Origin of the sequence: Nitrospira sp. CR1.1 (assembly GCA_014055465.1) — a bacterium.
GTDB lineage: Bacteria > Nitrospirota > Nitrospiria > Nitrospirales > Nitrospiraceae > Nitrospira_A.
This window is the reverse complement of sequence record WIAF01000017.1, coordinates 15557-29582: the sequence shown is the minus strand read 5'-3', so window position 1 is coordinate 29582 and position 14026 is coordinate 15557. Positions and strand designations below refer to the sequence as shown.

Genomic DNA, 14026 nt, shown 5'->3' with positions numbered 1-14026 from the left:
CATTGATGCCTGCTCAAAATCCAGCTGATTAATTCTTTCGTCACGTTTTTGAGCGGTACACCTACCTTTGACAATGTCAACCTGGTTGAGCACGATGTCTGCCACGTGTCTCCGGCTCAATATCCTGGCCTCCAGGCCGGCGGCCTGCGGATTGGCACGGGCCGGTGCGGCACCAGTCCGTTCACCGGGCAGTTGGATGAGATCACGTTTGCCGACCGGGCCTGGACGCCGGCGGAGTTGCAGACGCCGCGCCTGCACGAGCAACCGAACGCCTCGTGGAGGTACGATGCGCTCTCCCGGCGGACGTGCCTCACGCTGCCCAATGGCATCCAGACAACGTACAGCTATGATGCGGCCAGTCAGCTCTCAGCGGTCAGCCATCAGCTGTCAGCGCTCAGCCAACTGATCAACAAGGCCGAGTATGGTTACAATGCGATGGGGAACAGAACATCTCTCACGGACCGACGTGGCAGTCAGGCGTTCGGCTATGACACCTTGGATCGCCTCACCAGCGCCAGCCATCCGCTGCTGCTCGATCCGCAAGCCTTTACCTATGATGCGGTCGGCAACCGGACGACGGGTGGGAGTGTGGTCAACCCAGGCAATTAACCGACCGCCGATGCGAACTTTGGCTATCAGTATGACGACAATGGGAATCTCACCCGGAAGACCCTGCTGGCCACTGGGAACTACACGCAGTATAGCTATGATGCGGAAAATCGGCTTATCACAGTCGAGGAGTTTGCGGCCGGGAATCCGACCGCCATCACGACCAGCAGTTACCGCTACGATGGCTTAGGTCGTCGGATTGAGAAGGTGGCCAACGGCCAGACCACGCGCTACATCTACGATGGCGAAGATTTCCTGCTGGAATATGACGGCAGCAATGTCGTGCACGCCACTTACACCCACGGGCCCGGGATCGATGAACCTTTGAGCCGGACCGTGGTGACGTCCGGGGTGAGCGGCGGCGTGACCGCTCTGTTGGCTTCGACCGCCGATGGTCTCCGGGGTCCGCTGGTGGACGATACGATTGTCGTCAACGGGCAGATCTACCTGGGTTTTATCACCGGCTCCAGCTTCATGCCTCCCGTGGGCCCACCGATCGACAGCACCAGCTCCCATTTGCCGGTGGCGCCGATCGACGTGACGGCGGCGGCCACTAGCGGGACCCTGACGGTGTCGCTGGTCGATACCGCGACCCTCAGTGGGAACGCGCCACTCTATCTCGTGCTGCGCGAGCAGGCGACGGGCCGGGTGCTGGACAGCCAGCTCCTCTTTCCCGCGCGTCTGACCGCCACCTCCACGGCTCAGCCCGGTCTCCCCACGGTGATCGCCTCGACGACGGTCCCGGTCAGTAGCGCAGTAGCCGGCAGCACGCTGTACTATCATCAGGACGGCCTCGGCACGGTGACGGAACTGACGGATACCAACGGTAACGTTGCCAAGGCCTATGCCTATGATGCCTACGGCAATCTCCTGGAATCGCCCGGTACGGTGGAGCAGCCGTATACGTATACAGGGCGGGAGTTCGACAGCGAGAGCGGCCTGTACTATTACAGAGCGCGGTACTATGACGCGGCGACGGGGAGGTTCTTGCAGAAGGATCCGATCGGATTTGGGGGCGGTAGCCTGAACCTGTACAGCTATGTCGGCAGCAGTGTGCCGAATCGGATTGACCCATTTGGATTGATAGATACGGTTAGCGAGGCAATTAAACGGGCGGCTGCGAGAGGAGATGTTGGTGAGCTTGAGGCCCTACTCGAAGCAACCGGAAATCAAGCTGCGAAGTCTGCAATAGACAGGTTGAGGAGTAGGGCCACAGACATAATTGCCAAGGAGTGTAAAGGCAGTATTAATCGAGAGTTCCCGGAGCAACTCCGCCAGAAGACTCTCGAGGAAATATTCGAACTTGCAAAGAAGGGGGATGAATCCGCGCGAACTGCTAAGAAACTATTATCTGACCTGCGGTTCAAAAAGTAAAACGAACGAAGTTATGAACAGGAACGGAAAATGAGTTGGTACACAGTCAGCCTTCTATTTAGAGCTAATTGTAGCTCTCAATCTAACAGTCCTACTCTGTGGGAAGAGCGGCTAATATTGATTGAAGCTCCTTCGCCAGAGGATGCCGAGCGTGAAGGTACAATCATTGGCAGGAGAGGTGACCATGAATACGAGGTGCGAAGTAGGAGTACAGGGGAGGCAAAAGAAAAACTGAGATGGACCTTTGATCGAATTGAGAGAGTCTTTCTTGTCGAAGATGACAGGATCGGTCACGGAACTGAGCTGTTCTCGAGGTATCTTCGCGATTCCGAAATACAAAGTCTTCTCACGCCATTTGACGACGAGTAGCATGATCTCAAACCTAATGGAGCTGGATCTTAACGAAGTCACGACCTACAGCTACGATCCCGCCTCACAGGTCACGAACATCCTGCATCAGCTCACCGCGACCAGTAGCCAGATCAATAAGGCCGACTATGTCTATAACAATGTGGGCAACCGAACGAGTCTGACGGATCGACGCGGAGTGCAGGCGTTCGGCTATGACACCCTGGATCGGCTCACCAGTGCGAGTCATCCGCTCTTACTCGATCCACAAGCCTTCGCCTACGACGCGGTCGGGAATCGGACGACGGGCGGGAGTGTCGTGAACCCAGGCAATCAACTGACCGCCGATGCGAACTTTGGCTACCAGTACGACGACAATGGCAATCTGACCCGTAAGACCCTGCTCGCGACGGGCAATTTCACGAGTTACACGTATGATGCGGAAAATCGGCTCATCACTGTCGAGGAGTTTGCCGCGGGGAATCCCACGGCTGTCACGACCAGCACCTATCGCTACGATGGCTTAGGGCGTCGAATCGAGAAGGTCGCCAACGGGCAGACCACACGCTACATCTATGATGGGGAAGATATTCTGCTGGAGTACGACGGCAGCAATGTCGTGCACGCCACTTACACCCACGGGCCCGGGATCGATGAACCTTTGAGCCGGACCGTGGTGACGTCCGGGGTGAGCGGCGGCGTGACCGCCCTGTTGGCCTCGACCGCCGATGGTCTCCGGGGCCCGCTGGTGGACGATACGATTGTCGTCAACGGGCAGATCTACCTGGGTTTTATTACCGGCTCCAGCTTCATGCCTCCCGTGGGCCCACCGATCGACAGCACCAGCTCCCATCTGCCGGTGGCGCCGATCGACGTGACGGCGGCGGCCACTAGCGGGACCCTGACGGTGTCGCTGGTCGATACGGCGACCCTCAGCGGGAATGCGCCGCTCTATCTCGTGTTGCGCGAGTAGGCGACGGGGCGGGTGCTGGACAGCCAGCTCCTCTTTCCCGCGCGTCTGACCGCCACCTCCACGGCTCAGCCCGGTCTGCCCACGGTGATCGCCTCGACGACGGTTCCGGTCAGTAGCGCAGTGGCCGGAAGCACCTTGTTCTACCACCAGGACGGCCTCGGCACAGTAACGGAACTGACCGATAGCAACGGCGCGGTGGCCAAGGCGTATGCGTACGATGCCTACGGCAGTATCCTGGAATCGCCGGGCACGGTGGAGCAGCCGTATACGTATACGGGACGGGAGTTGGATCAAGAGACTGGGCTCTACTACTACCGAGCACGGTATTATGACGCCGCGACGGGGAGGTTTTTGCAGAAGGATCCGATCGGGCTTCTAGGGGGTGACCTGAATTTATATCGCTACTCTCAGAACGCCCCGATGGACTTCATAGATCCGTCAGGACTTACGAAGCTCACGTATGACGTAAAGAATAAGCGCCTGCACGTTGATCCCGAGCAGCAGGGAAAGACTCCATATGACATGTCAGCCACATCGGGCTCTGGGAGCTGTATGAATAATCCGCGATGTTCGCAAAGACAAGGTGAGGGACCGATCCCACCAGGTGATTACACGATAGATACAAACGATCTTTCCAATCCCGATCTCTTCGGTGACCTAAAGCGGCATTTTAGGGGGCCAGGATTCCGTGATTGGGGTGATTGGCGTGTGCCAATCATGCCCGATAAAGGAACAACCATATCGCCTCGTGGTGGCTTTTTCTTGCACGGTGGAAGTCGGCCAGGTTCAGCGGGGTGTATTGATATCGGCGGAGGGATTATGGGTAATGGTCTCACTGATAAGCTGCTGTTCGATCTCTTAAGCGACCCCAATCACAGTGTTCCCTTGACCGTATTCTAGCGTGACGACTATGCAATGTTTTCAGAGATGGGCAATTGTGGGCGTGACTATATTCCTGATAATTGCGCTCTATGTGTACTGGCAGCTTCCTTCCTCTCCTGAAGAGGCCCTGAACAATTTTTACTCGGGAGAATTGGCCGAGGGAGAATTAGTCGACTCTCTTATCCTGGGTGGTAAGAAAATCGTTCCGCTACTTCTAGAGAAGATTAGAGATAAGGACATGCTACAACGTCGTTACGCCATTGCTGCTCTTGGGCATCTAGATGACACATCGGCAGTTCCAGTGTTAGAAAGCATTCTGGAAGACGTTTCAGAAATGGACCATTTTCGCTGTGATGCTCTGGAAGCCATCGCCATACTCGATACTAGCGCTGGTCGTGCGTTCGCAAAAGACAACGTCGACAGTTCCATTAGTTGTATCCGCGAGCTCTCCCAATCAATAGCCGCGGGTAATCTCCCCAATCGCAGAAGCTATCTTCAGATTTTCTTTGGATGGCATCTATAGACGGTTTTCTGTACCATGTTCGCCTACAATCCAGCCAATCAGGTGCGAAGACCATCCATCAGCTGACGGCCACCAGCACGTCCATCAACAAGGCCGACTACGTCTACAACTCGGTGGGCAATCGGACCAGTCTGACCGACCGCCGAGGGCCGCAGACCTTCGGGTATGACCAACTGGACCGACTCATCAGTGCCAGCCATCCGCTCCTGCTCGATCCGCAAGCCTTTGCCTATGACGCGGTGGGGAATCGAACGACGGGCGGGAGTGTCGTGAATGCGGGGAATCAGCTGACGGCGGATAGCAACTTTGGCTACCAGTATGACGACAACGGGAATCTGATCAAGAAGACCCTGCTCGCTACCGGGAACTATACTCAGTACACGTATGATGCGGAGAACCGTCTGACGCAGGTCCAGGAATTCGCCGCCGGCAATCCCACGGCTGTCACGACGTCCACGTACCGGTACGATGGCTTGGGGCGAAGAATTGAGAAAGTGGCCAATGGGCAGACGAAGCGCTACCTCTACGATGGCGAAGACATTTTGCTGGAGTACGATGGGAACAACGTGCTCCTGGCGCGGTACACCCACGGCCCTGGCATCGATGAACCGTTGAGCCGGACGCCGATGGTGCCGGGTCTCGGCAGCGGGCAGACGGCGGTGCTGGCCTCCACCCCTGACGGCCTGCGAGGGCCGGTGGTGGATGATGGGATTAAGGTGAACGGCCAGGTATCGGTGGGTTTTGTCTTTGTCTCCGGCATGCCGGCTCCGGCGATCGGCCAGCCGATTGACTCGACGGGCCTCGAACAGCCGATCGCGCCGATCGATGTCACGGCCGCCGCGGCCACTGGCACGCTCGCGGTGGACCTGATCGATACGGGGGGCATTGGCGGCAATGCCCCGCTCTATCTGATGACGCGCGACCAAGCCACGAACCAGGTGCGCGAAAGCCGGCTGTTGTTTCCCGCCCGCGCGACGTTTGCTTCGACGACGCCCCTGGGCACGCCGTTGGTGGTAGCCTCGGCGACGGTGCCCACGACCACACCGGTGGCGGATGGCACGCTGTACTACCAATCGCCGCGGGGCGGCCTCTTCGCCGCCCGGGCTCCCGTCGTTTATATCACCACATCCTCCATATCGATCCCTTTCGCCAGAAGCTTGGCCCGTTCTCGCAATCCACGTCTTACCCGATGAACGGGCTGCATGTCGATGTGGTCAGACCCCAATTCTTGTTCCGCTGCCTCTAGAATCGAATGCAACGTCAAGGTGCTTTCTAGCGGCATGTCGTGGCTCGAAAGCCCCAACAGGTAGGCGTTATCCAGGTCCACTTCCTGGTACAGCTCGTCTTCCGATATCTTGTATGGGAATTGCCACATGAGCTCGTATGTGACACACACAAGCTGGAATAGCACGCCGGTACGCGTGTGCATCATAAGTCGGTAGAGGATATGACACCACGTTTCGGCATGATTCGTCGCCATGTTGTTGTAAAGATCACGGGCCATACTCCGGACTTCTTCGTGCGCGGGCAGGTCGGGAACAGATTCGTATTCGAGCTGGTCATCCATGGGCACCTCCTGTGTTGGTTATTACAGGTCGGGGTTCCAGGTTGGCTCATGCAACTGAATTGTGAACGCAGTTTTTGCGGGGAGGGTGTGCAAGGTACTGTCTAGGAATGGCAATTATCGATTCTACTCTAGTTCTGATCGGCGATCCTTTTCAGTGGAGGCATGAGATTGGGTCAGAGCTCGGTCGATACGATAGATGGTCATCTTAAAAAATAAATTATGTCTCATCTCCGCCGCCAGTGATCGAAATATCATGATCAGCGGAGAGAGCTGCGTCGCTGGAGCACTGAAGGACAGGAGCAAGTCACTCGACTCATGCTCGTGATGAGATGAGCGGCTGTCGCCAAATAGCAATTTGTTGAGTTCGCCAGCAGAACTGAGGCCCCAGACACTGCAAGATATTGCGCCTCACGGGGACGTAGTGTCAGCCAAGCCATTTCTTGAAGGCGTTCCGTATCACGTTGACCAAGCCGGAGTGCCGGTCCGTCCGGTCCATCCGCTGTGACGGCGACGCTGCTGTGCGACACTCCTTCTGGCGATTCAACTCGGCGAAAAACACATCCCTATTGCGCTGGTCCAACGCACGACCGTATTCGATCTGTTGCTTGGTCATCGATCCGGTCCACACCACTTGGCTATCGCGAATCCAGTAGTGTGACCGACAGGAGTTGCTCCAGTTCCCGATAGAGGGGTAGAGTGTTACGGTACCCTGAACGATTTGCAAGGACCAGTCCGTCGGGGTAAGAGGGGTTACAACTTCCTCCCCGCAGCCACAGCAGCAGCGATGTATGGCTGTGTGATATTGCTGGGAAATATAGAGGACCCCATCTTCTAGACGCTCCGGTATGAATTCCACAAACTCTGGTCTGAGGAACAGCTGTCTCATACCGTGCCCGTTTCGTCCCGGGTGAGCTGGTGCGCATTGATTGCATAAACGGATTGGTGTTCTTGATAACAGTCCTGATAGAAACCGCAGAATTTCTTCCATTTTAAAACGGCTAGCGCGGCGTTCAAAGCGTTCATATCGGCAACCTGAATGTTTCTGCCATACAAATCATCGGCAACGGATCCTTCAAGCGAGACGTGACGGCGGAAATGATCGCGTTTCCCTGGCGTACTTAGTGTGACTCGACATGCTCCTACAAGGCTTGCCTGATCATCGATCAACTCAAGCTCCATGCCCACATCAACGAATGGCGTGTTCTCCGAAGTCAAAAAGTTCGAAATGAGCTTACGGGCGGCCGGACGATCTACGCATACGAAAACAAAATCGAAGTTCTTAAGATGGTCAATGGTCTCATCACTGATGAACATGCGGTGAGGGATCACGCCGCGACGCATACGGCTGTAGAGCGCTGTGTAATATTCAACCTTGGACACATACTGCCGTAGGTCATCCATTGAAGCTGCGCCAGGTGAGCGGAAGGCGTTGTGCTGAATGAATTGGTCATTGTCGAAGAGATGGATTTCGGTTACAGGCGTCTTGGCGAGAAGGTCGAGCACATAAGAGCCAGTTCCCCCCAAACCCACAATGGCAATCTTCTTCATCGCGAGCTTAACGGATGCGAGTACGATGCCCGCCCGGCTCGTTGCAGAGTCGGTGTACACAAAAATGGAATCTTCCTCGCACGCCTCTATTGGCCGAAAGGTCTGCGCTGTTATACCTGGTTCCTCAGGTTTAATGGACTTCGCAGGATTGGATAGGATTTCAACATACTGCGTAATCTTTGCATAGTAGTCGGGATAGTCCGCCTTTGCTGAGAAGCGAAGGTCCACTACCACGCCGTCGTACAGAGTCTGCTTGGCCTGCTGTGAGCCAAGCGCGGTAATTGGCGCACCAGTGGCATGGCAGGGCTGCTCCCCTGCAAACCACACTTGATGGTCTTTTGGCTTCTGTGTGATGTCGTCATTCAGTGCGAGGTCTGTGACGACGGTCCCGCGCTCCACCGTTCTCCGGGATGTGACATAAGGAACGGAACGGACGATAAGAAATCCACTCCGGACCTCGATCTCGTACCCCTCATCTTGCAGCCGCTTGAGGTCTGAGCTACGAGCGATCAGTCTTGCGGACATTGATAATCATCCCTTCGTGAATCTTCGTTTCTTGACCTTCAACCAAAGATCCGTCCTTGCCATGTGGATTTGAATAGGTGACCGTGAAGGAGACCGTGTCCGAGGGTTGCTCGCCTGGGTAGGCCAAATGCACGGCTTCGATGTAAGTGAGCTTGTCTTCCGTGATGGTGCGACGGCGGCCATTAACGACGATCGTGAAAGACTTATGGTGTTTGAAAGCCTCTAGGGAGTGGCTTAAGTTTTCTTGTGTCATTTACGATTTCCTATCCTTGGAAGTTTTGGTTAAATCTTACCCGCGTGGCGGGTTTGGGTCGCCGCCGTGACTGTCACTGCTGCCGATTCGACCGTTGAGCTTATGAATTCGCAGTTCCGTGCTCTGATTGCGGCTGATCTCTCGGGCCTGATCGACGGCTTCGCGCTTCGTGTCGTGGTGGCTGCTAGCCCGTTCGCTACCACCCCGCTTTACATCCCAGCCGCCCCGCGGATTGTGGACGACATGATGCGTTTGTGGACCTTTTGGGGACTTCATTAAACTTCCTCCCTTTCTAATTGGAGAACAGAAAGTATCGCTACTCAGAACTTGATCATAACATACAACTTTCGCTAGTCAAGTACCTGTTGTATCATTGGTCAGAACTTGTGGAGGCGACGCAGGATGACGTCACTTGGCAATAAAATTAGAGCTTTGCGTAAACAGAACGGGTACACCCTAGAAAAGTTGGCGGAGTTAACCGAATCCAGCAAGAGCTACATATGGGAGTTGGAGAACAAGGAGCCACCTCGCCCATCGGCTGAAAAGGTCGCCAAAATCGCTAGCGTTTTGGGCGTCACCTCTGACTATCTTGTCAGCGCCAAAACTGTTGCTCCAAACGAGGATGTTTTGGATCAAGCGTTCTTTCGCGAATATCAGGATCTGGACGAATCGACAAAGGAGAAGCTGCGCGAGCTTGTAAAGATATGGGGCAAAAAAGAGTGATCGAGGCGCGATTACCAACGCGCTGGGCCACAGACATATCTGCCATCCTTAGCGCCGTTCACGGTCCCAATCATTTTCCGGTTTCGGTCACCGAAGTCGCGCTGGGTCTTTCCAGGCATTGGTTTCCTGATGATCCTCTCTCGTTAGTACAGGGGCACGAGTTGCCCGGTTTCGATGGCGCTCTTTTACCTGCACCGCCCGGCAAAATGGGCTGGGGCATTCTTTACAACAACGGCATCACCTCCAAGGGCAGAATCAACTTCACTCTTGCGCATGAGTTCGGCCATTACCTGATTCACCGTCTCGCATTTCCCAATGGAATGCGTTGTAGTCAGCAAGATGTCGTGAGATGGGATTCCGAATATAAACAAATCGAGTCCGAAGCCAACACGTTTGCCGCACATCTGTTGATGCCTTTGGACGATTACCGCCGGCAGATCAACGCGCGGACGGTGGTGACATTTGACATGCTGAGTCACTGCGCGGAGCGTTATGAAGTTTCGCTGATAGCCGCAACGCTCCGCTGGCTGCTTTACACCGAAAAACGGGCGGTATTGGTTGTATCTCGCGATGGATTCATACTTTGGGCACGCTCAAGTAAGACTGCGTACAAGTCAGGTGTCTACATCAAGACCTCGGGCCGCGTTCTTCCCGTCCCTGACAGTTCGGTAGCCGCCTGCCCCAAGGCTTGCGCGGACGCACGTCTGGGTATAAATCATCCTGCGGGCATCTGGTTTGCTGAACCCTGCCACGAGATGAGCATCGTTTCGGAGAACTACGATTTTACGCTCTCCTTAATCCAGCTACCACCGATCGGCGAATACCAAATCTGTGACGACAATGACGAGGACGAGAATGGCGAAACACTAGTGGATAAGATTAGTCGCATTCATGGCGTGTGATACGCCTAACTGTTGGCTATAGGATCTAGCGAGATCATCCGCCAAGCTTCAATTGCGAGAAACGGTGATGGCGCCGAGGGCGTCGTCAAATATGGAGAGTGCCAGATCTTTGGCTTGCCCCAACCCATCTGGGCTGGAAGGTATCGAAATATGAGCCAGCAACTCCCCCGTGTGAATATTGTGGCACTGGAGGGAGAGTATGGACCCTGCTGTTTTATCCACGGCTTGCACTGTAAGTAATATGGTTGGAGCGAGCCAGTGGCCAGGAGAAACAGCGGTTTGATCTTCTGTGATCCCGCTCATGATGTGCTCGAGTTCCAAGCGGAGAAGGGGGCGAACCTCTTCCGGTGTGACAAGCGGGATGTGGTGTCTCAGCGCTATTCGGCTTAGGTGCGCTTCTATGCCAAGCACTTTGGAGGTGTTGCCCTGGATGCGGACCTTCATCACCAACGGGTGTGGCCAACGTTCTGTTCTCGCGATGGCCGGCTCTTGATGGCGAGCAGCTAGCTGAAGGGCTGTTGGGGCTATCTGTAGCAGCTGTTTCGACTGCAGTCGGTTATCATGCCACGCCTCGAGACTGACCTGAGCTGTGGGAATGTTATACAACCCATAGCCCGCATTCTGGATGGCAGTGGCCAAATGGCTGAGGCGTATGACGGCCCGACCATCCGTATCGATTGGGTATGACAATTCGACCTGTTTGGGGCCGTTCCAGCGTAATGTGAGATGGCCTTCTCGGACAGGGAAGGAGTCTGGCTCGAATCGTGTGGACACCACTTGGTCGTCGACTGTTCTTTTGAGATCCGACTTCGCGATCATGAGCGCGAGCAGGCAGGCTTCTACGGTGTAATGTGCAAGATTCCGACGGATTTCCGGGGCAGCCATAGGTGTGACGATATGCCAGGCCCAGGCCCAAGCGGAGGTCGGGCAGGCAAACAGTCCAGCCGGCAAGGCTAGCGGTTGCCAATAGTAGTATCGGCGGAGGACTGTTACGTCACGATGCTCTTCCACTTCGCGCAGGATAGGTCGCGACAGCCTGGCTGTCCATCCTTGGTTGTCGGGGTGTGGAAGTACGTTCATCTCAATGTTTCCCTGAGTGTGAACGGCTCTCACTGCTTTCACGACTGGCCCTTCCTTCACCGCTTCAGTGATCGGGATGCAACCTTCCAGCACTAAATAGGCGACGGTCGTCAACGCGACAAGACCTCTCCAGGTCAGTTCAGTAGAACGCCTACGCAGGTTTGTTCCATTCATTAGGTTCGCCGTCATTCTGTCACCTCGGGGCTTGGTATCTGCAGAACCGTGATGGTCTCTGCACGGACCGCTTGGGTCCATTGGCTCTCACTCGACTTGGCTGAGGGGTTGTAGGCGTAGTCCAATGAGCCATGGATCAAGATCACACTTCCTCGCTGAATCGTGGCGAGCTGTTCCCCCGCCGATCCCAAGGCGATCACATTGAAGAGATACATCTGCTGCCCAAAGGTTCCCCAGAGAGCCATTTGTGGGTGGGAGCGACTGCAGAGCAAGCTTGTGACAATCAATGCGCCATAAGGGTCCGCGCATAAGTCCAGTGGCATCATGACGACGCCGGTCAATTCGACTCGATTAATGTCACACGGTGCCTGGTTGTGTGCGGCATCCGAAGAGTACGTATCCATATGTTGTTCTCCTGGGAAAACAGTTCAACTCGTTGCTCTGATGACTCGGTATTGAGAGCCCACATCACGTGGCTGGCGGGCGATGCTAATGAGCCACGAGTGTCTGAATGAGCAACTCCTCTAAACGAAAAGAGAGGCGTTCCCGTATCTGCCCGCTGATCGGTATCAAGGTCGTGTGGGAAGGGTCAGGTTCACCGCTAAGGTGTCGGTCCACTCTGATGTGTGCACTGTCCAACATGTCGACAATGAAGAATTGAACGCTGGCTTCGTCAAGACGGAGTTCGGCATAAGCTGGACGGTGTTCCAGGTTCATATGGACGGAGGCAGGGACACCTTCTTGGCACAGGATGCTCGCCAAATGTTTGAGCATCGGGCTCACGTCATTCATCACAAGGGACTCAAACTGTTTGCGTAAGGCTTCCGTTGAGGGAGTCAGAGTTCCCTTTTCCTTCGCCTCGTGTATCTGCTGACGCAATACGGTAAACGGTGCAAAACGAGTCATTATGAACCTCCGTTTGTGTGGGCCGGTGAGGCCGACATGTTCGGCCTCAGCTCCATATGGGCAGCGGATGGCCCGTTGAAACGACTGTGCCTCTGTGTGTTCACACCGGATGGCTCAGTCAGAACATCTCATGTGAGATAAGAAGACTGTTTGGCGTTCACTCTTCTTCAGCGTGTCGCGTTGGATCAGAAAGGCGTCGCCATGCGGCATCCAGCACCTCAACGGCATGCCGTAGATCCGGACGGTAGGAGTCGAACGTTTTATAGATATCGGATACTGCTTGAGACTTGTGGCCGAGGATCAGGGACGTCACACCCGGGTGGACACGAGCTTCCTGCAGAGCCGCTCCAGCATTCCGTCGAAGGTCGTGGAAATGTAGGTCTTCGATAGATGGCTCGGCCTTCTTGCAGACACGCCGCCAGGATTTGCGGAACTTATCCGATTTCCATTCGCCAAGGACTAGAGGCGACTTCGGGGGCAAGGCCTCGAAGATGGCGGCAGCCGTCGCATTGAGGGGCAACTCCAGGGGCCGCCCTTTGATGACCGTTGGTGCTTTCGGTGGGCGATACCAAAGGCCGTCCGCTCGTCGATACACGTGCTCGCGAGACATTTCCAAAATCAGTTCCTGTCTGAGGGGAACATTGAACGCCAATGTGATGGCCGTCTGCATACGGAATGAGCCAGTCGACAGCAGCAGCTGCACCTCTTCACGGCTGGCGGTACGGTCTCGGGCGATGTATTGGCCGAGTGGCAAATCGGCAAGGGGGTTGGACGTGTTCGGTGGCAATACGCGATGGCGCATCGCCAGTGTCACGTAGCGCCGAGCGACATTCACGATTCGACGGATGCCTTGTTCTTGGTATCCCTCTTTTCGCAAATCCAGGACGAGATCTAGTCCATGTTTACGCTCCAGGGCAGTGAAGGGAAGATGGCCCCAGCGTGGGATTAAGAAGCGATCGACGATGCCCAGGGCTCGGTTCACATCCATCAGCTGTTCCACTTCCACCTCCTTCTGATACATCTTGCGGAATGCTCCGAAGGAGCCGGCTTGGTATTTGCGTTCCGCCTTTCCTTTAAAAGACAGAGTTCCCGCTACGACTCCGTCACGCAACTGCGCTGCTTTCCGTTCAGCTTCTTGGAAAGTGCCGACATCCTTCAGCGTAAATCGGACGCGCTCCTTGTTGTGCCGAAAGTAACAGTCATATACGACGCCATGTTTTGTCCGGCGTGCACGGACGGTGACAGGTGGTTTCATGCCTGCACCTCCTCGAACGCTGGATGCAGTTGTTTCGGCTGCCAGTTCAGTGTTCGGATGACGTCAGCCCATTCGTACCGGACGACGCGTCCTGCAGCGAAAGTCGGAGTCAAGCGTCCAGATTTTCGCCAATTGCGCAGGGTCTGGGGGTGGACCTTGAGTCGCAGGGCGAGTTCTTTGGGCGTGAGATAGATGTTGGTGGACATATCGACCTCCTGGATTGGGCTTGCGTCATCGGGCGGTACAGCCCTTGGGCAAGCAGTTCAGGAGGCGGATCCTGGATGGCTCAATCTGTGAGATAGGTATTAACCCGAAGCCGTTAGGCCTCCCCAGTTGGCTTGTTGAAGTTCCAAGATCTTTTGTCTGGTGGGGGAGATCGTTCGA

General features: G+C 55.4%; 18 protein-coding genes and 2 pseudogenes. 10 read left to right on the top strand and 10 right to left on the bottom strand.

Going from position 1 to position 14026, the window contains the following annotated elements:
- The first annotated feature begins 9 nt into the window (after positions 1-9).
- From GDA65_19595 to GDA65_19560, 8 genes and pseudogenes are all read left to right on the top strand, one after another.
- Complete coding sequence (locus GDA65_19595; GenBank protein ID MBA5864889.1) at positions 10-609, top strand: hypothetical protein; 600 nt, start codon at positions 10-12, stop codon at positions 607-609.
- A gap of 30 nt (positions 610-639) precedes the next feature.
- A pseudogene (locus GDA65_19590) lies at positions 640-735 on the top strand (hypothetical protein).
- An 81-nt stretch (positions 736-816) separates the two neighbouring features.
- Positions 817-1983, top strand: a complete 1167-nt coding sequence (locus GDA65_19585) for a hypothetical protein (protein MBA5864888.1) — start codon at positions 817-819, stop codon at positions 1981-1983.
- Between the two features lie 30 nt (positions 1984-2013).
- On the top strand, positions 2014-2352 hold the full coding sequence (locus GDA65_19580; protein MBA5864887.1) for a DUF4288 domain-containing protein: 339 nt from the start codon (positions 2014-2016) through the stop codon (positions 2350-2352).
- Complete coding sequence (locus tag GDA65_19575) at positions 2252-3304, top strand: hypothetical protein (GenBank protein ID MBA5864886.1); 1053 nt, start codon at positions 2252-2254, stop codon at positions 3302-3304. The genes GDA65_19580 and GDA65_19575 overlap by 101 nt, the downstream gene beginning before the upstream one ends.
- Positions 3305-3316: 12 nt before the next feature.
- The gene (locus GDA65_19570; protein MBA5864885.1) at positions 3317-4204 is read left to right on the top strand and encodes a DUF2778 domain-containing protein; all 888 of its coding nucleotides are present in this window, start codon (positions 3317-3319) and stop codon (positions 4202-4204) included.
- Positions 4205-4241: 37 nt separating this feature from the next.
- Positions 4242-4709, top strand: a complete 468-nt coding sequence (locus GDA65_19565) for a hypothetical protein (GenBank protein ID MBA5864884.1) — start codon at positions 4242-4244, stop codon at positions 4707-4709.
- Entirely contained in the window at positions 4697-5902 is a 1206-nt protein-coding gene (locus GDA65_19560; protein MBA5864883.1) for a hypothetical protein, read from the top strand. The genes GDA65_19565 and GDA65_19560 overlap by 13 nt, the downstream gene beginning before the upstream one ends.
- Here GDA65_19560 and GDA65_19555 read toward each other — a convergent pair.
- The 5 genes and pseudogenes from GDA65_19555 to GDA65_19535 form a co-directional block, all read right to left on the bottom strand.
- Entirely contained in the window at positions 5824-6276 is a 453-nt protein-coding gene (locus GDA65_19555) for a hypothetical protein (GenBank protein ID MBA5864882.1), read from the bottom strand. The two genes, GDA65_19560 and GDA65_19555, sit on opposite strands and share 79 nt — an antisense overlap.
- A 583-nt stretch (positions 6277-6859) precedes the next feature.
- Positions 6860-7162: pseudogene (locus GDA65_19550) on the bottom strand (hypothetical protein).
- A complete protein-coding gene (locus GDA65_19545; GenBank protein MBA5864881.1) occupies positions 7159-8349 on the bottom strand; it encodes a ThiF family adenylyltransferase in 1191 nt (396 codons plus the stop codon). Before GDA65_19545 ends, GDA65_19550 begins: the two are co-directional and overlap by 4 nt.
- Entirely contained in the window at positions 8324-8602 is a 279-nt protein-coding gene (locus GDA65_19540; GenBank protein MBA5864880.1) for a hypothetical protein, read from the bottom strand. The genes GDA65_19545 and GDA65_19540 overlap by 26 nt, the downstream gene beginning before the upstream one ends.
- A gap of 36 nt (positions 8603-8638) precedes the next feature.
- Positions 8639-8878 (bottom strand): DUF2188 domain-containing protein, encoded by a 240-nt coding sequence (locus tag GDA65_19535; GenBank protein ID MBA5864879.1) that lies wholly within the window; start codon positions 8876-8878, stop codon positions 8639-8641.
- 126 nt (positions 8879-9004) lie between these two features.
- On the opposite strand from GDA65_19535, the gene GDA65_19530 reads away from it, so the two are divergent.
- Together GDA65_19530 and GDA65_19525 are read left to right on the top strand one after the other, a co-directional pair.
- Positions 9005-9325, top strand: coding sequence for a helix-turn-helix domain-containing protein (locus tag GDA65_19530; protein MBA5864878.1), 321 nt, complete (start codon positions 9005-9007; stop codon positions 9323-9325).
- A complete protein-coding gene (locus GDA65_19525; GenBank protein ID MBA5864877.1) occupies positions 9307-10227 on the top strand; it encodes an ImmA/IrrE family metallo-endopeptidase in 921 nt (306 codons plus the stop codon). Before GDA65_19530 ends, GDA65_19525 begins: the two co-directional genes overlap by 19 nt.
- Positions 10228-10275: 48 nt before the next feature.
- Here the strand turns inward: GDA65_19525 and GDA65_19520 are convergent, their stop codons facing one another.
- The 5 genes from GDA65_19520 to GDA65_19500 form a co-directional block, all read right to left on the bottom strand.
- Positions 10276-11307 carry a hypothetical protein gene (locus GDA65_19520; protein MBA5864876.1) on the bottom strand — a complete coding sequence of 344 codons (1032 nt, stop codon included), beginning with the start codon at positions 11305-11307 and terminating at the stop codon, positions 10276-10278.
- Between the two features lie 185 nt (positions 11308-11492).
- A complete protein-coding gene (locus GDA65_19515; GenBank protein MBA5864875.1) occupies positions 11493-11885 on the bottom strand; it encodes a hypothetical protein in 393 nt (130 codons plus the stop codon).
- Between the two features lie 85 nt (positions 11886-11970).
- Positions 11971-12387, bottom strand: a complete 417-nt coding sequence (locus tag GDA65_19510) for a hypothetical protein (protein MBA5864874.1) — start codon at positions 12385-12387, stop codon at positions 11971-11973.
- Between the two features lie 157 nt (positions 12388-12544).
- The gene (locus GDA65_19505; GenBank protein MBA5864873.1) at positions 12545-13642 is read right to left on the bottom strand and encodes a tyrosine-type recombinase/integrase; all 1098 of its coding nucleotides are present in this window, start codon (positions 13640-13642) and stop codon (positions 12545-12547) included.
- Positions 13639-13848 carry a helix-turn-helix domain-containing protein gene (locus GDA65_19500; protein MBA5864872.1) on the bottom strand — a complete coding sequence of 70 codons (210 nt, stop codon included), beginning with the start codon at positions 13846-13848 and terminating at the stop codon, positions 13639-13641. The genes GDA65_19505 and GDA65_19500 overlap by 4 nt, the downstream gene beginning before the upstream one ends.
- Positions 13849-14026: the final 178 nt, after the last annotated feature.

Bases quoted from the DNA above. Each gene is read 5' to 3' on its own strand.
- GDA65_19580 (MBA5864887.1), top strand. From the start codon at position 2,014: ATGAGTTGGTACACAGTCAGCCTTCTATTTAGAGCTAATTGTAGCTCT.
- GDA65_19560 (MBA5864883.1), top strand. From the start codon at position 4,697: ATGGCATCTATAGACGGTTTTCTGTACCATGTTCGCCTACAATCCAGC.
- GDA65_19555 (MBA5864882.1), bottom strand. From the start codon at position 6,276: ATGGATGACCAGCTCGAATACGAATCTGTTCCCGACCTGCCCGCGCAC.
- GDA65_19545 (MBA5864881.1), bottom strand. From the start codon at position 8,349: ATGTCCGCAAGACTGATCGCTCGTAGCTCAGACCTCAAGCGGCTGCAA.
- GDA65_19540 (MBA5864880.1), bottom strand. From the start codon at position 8,602: ATGACACAAGAAAACTTAAGCCACTCCCTAGAGGCTTTCAAACACCAT.
- GDA65_19535 (MBA5864879.1), bottom strand. From the start codon at position 8,878: ATGAAGTCCCCAAAAGGTCCACAAACGCATCATGTCGTCCACAATCCG.
- GDA65_19530 (MBA5864878.1), top strand. From the start codon at position 9,005: ATGACGTCACTTGGCAATAAAATTAGAGCTTTGCGTAAACAGAACGGG.
- GDA65_19525 (MBA5864877.1), top strand. From the start codon at position 9,307: ATGGGGCAAAAAAGAGTGATCGAGGCGCGATTACCAACGCGCTGGGCC.
- GDA65_19520 (MBA5864876.1), bottom strand. From the start codon at position 11,307: ATGAACGTACTTCCACACCCCGACAACCAAGGATGGACAGCCAGGCTG.
- GDA65_19515 (MBA5864875.1), bottom strand. From the start codon at position 11,885: ATGGATACGTACTCTTCGGATGCCGCACACAACCAGGCACCGTGTGAC.
- GDA65_19510 (MBA5864874.1), bottom strand. From the start codon at position 12,387: ATGACTCGTTTTGCACCGTTTACCGTATTGCGTCAGCAGATACACGAG.
- GDA65_19505 (MBA5864873.1), bottom strand. From the start codon at position 13,642: ATGAAACCACCTGTCACCGTCCGTGCACGCCGGACAAAACATGGCGTC.
- GDA65_19500 (MBA5864872.1), bottom strand. From the start codon at position 13,848: ATGTCCACCAACATCTATCTCACGCCCAAAGAACTCGCCCTGCGACTC.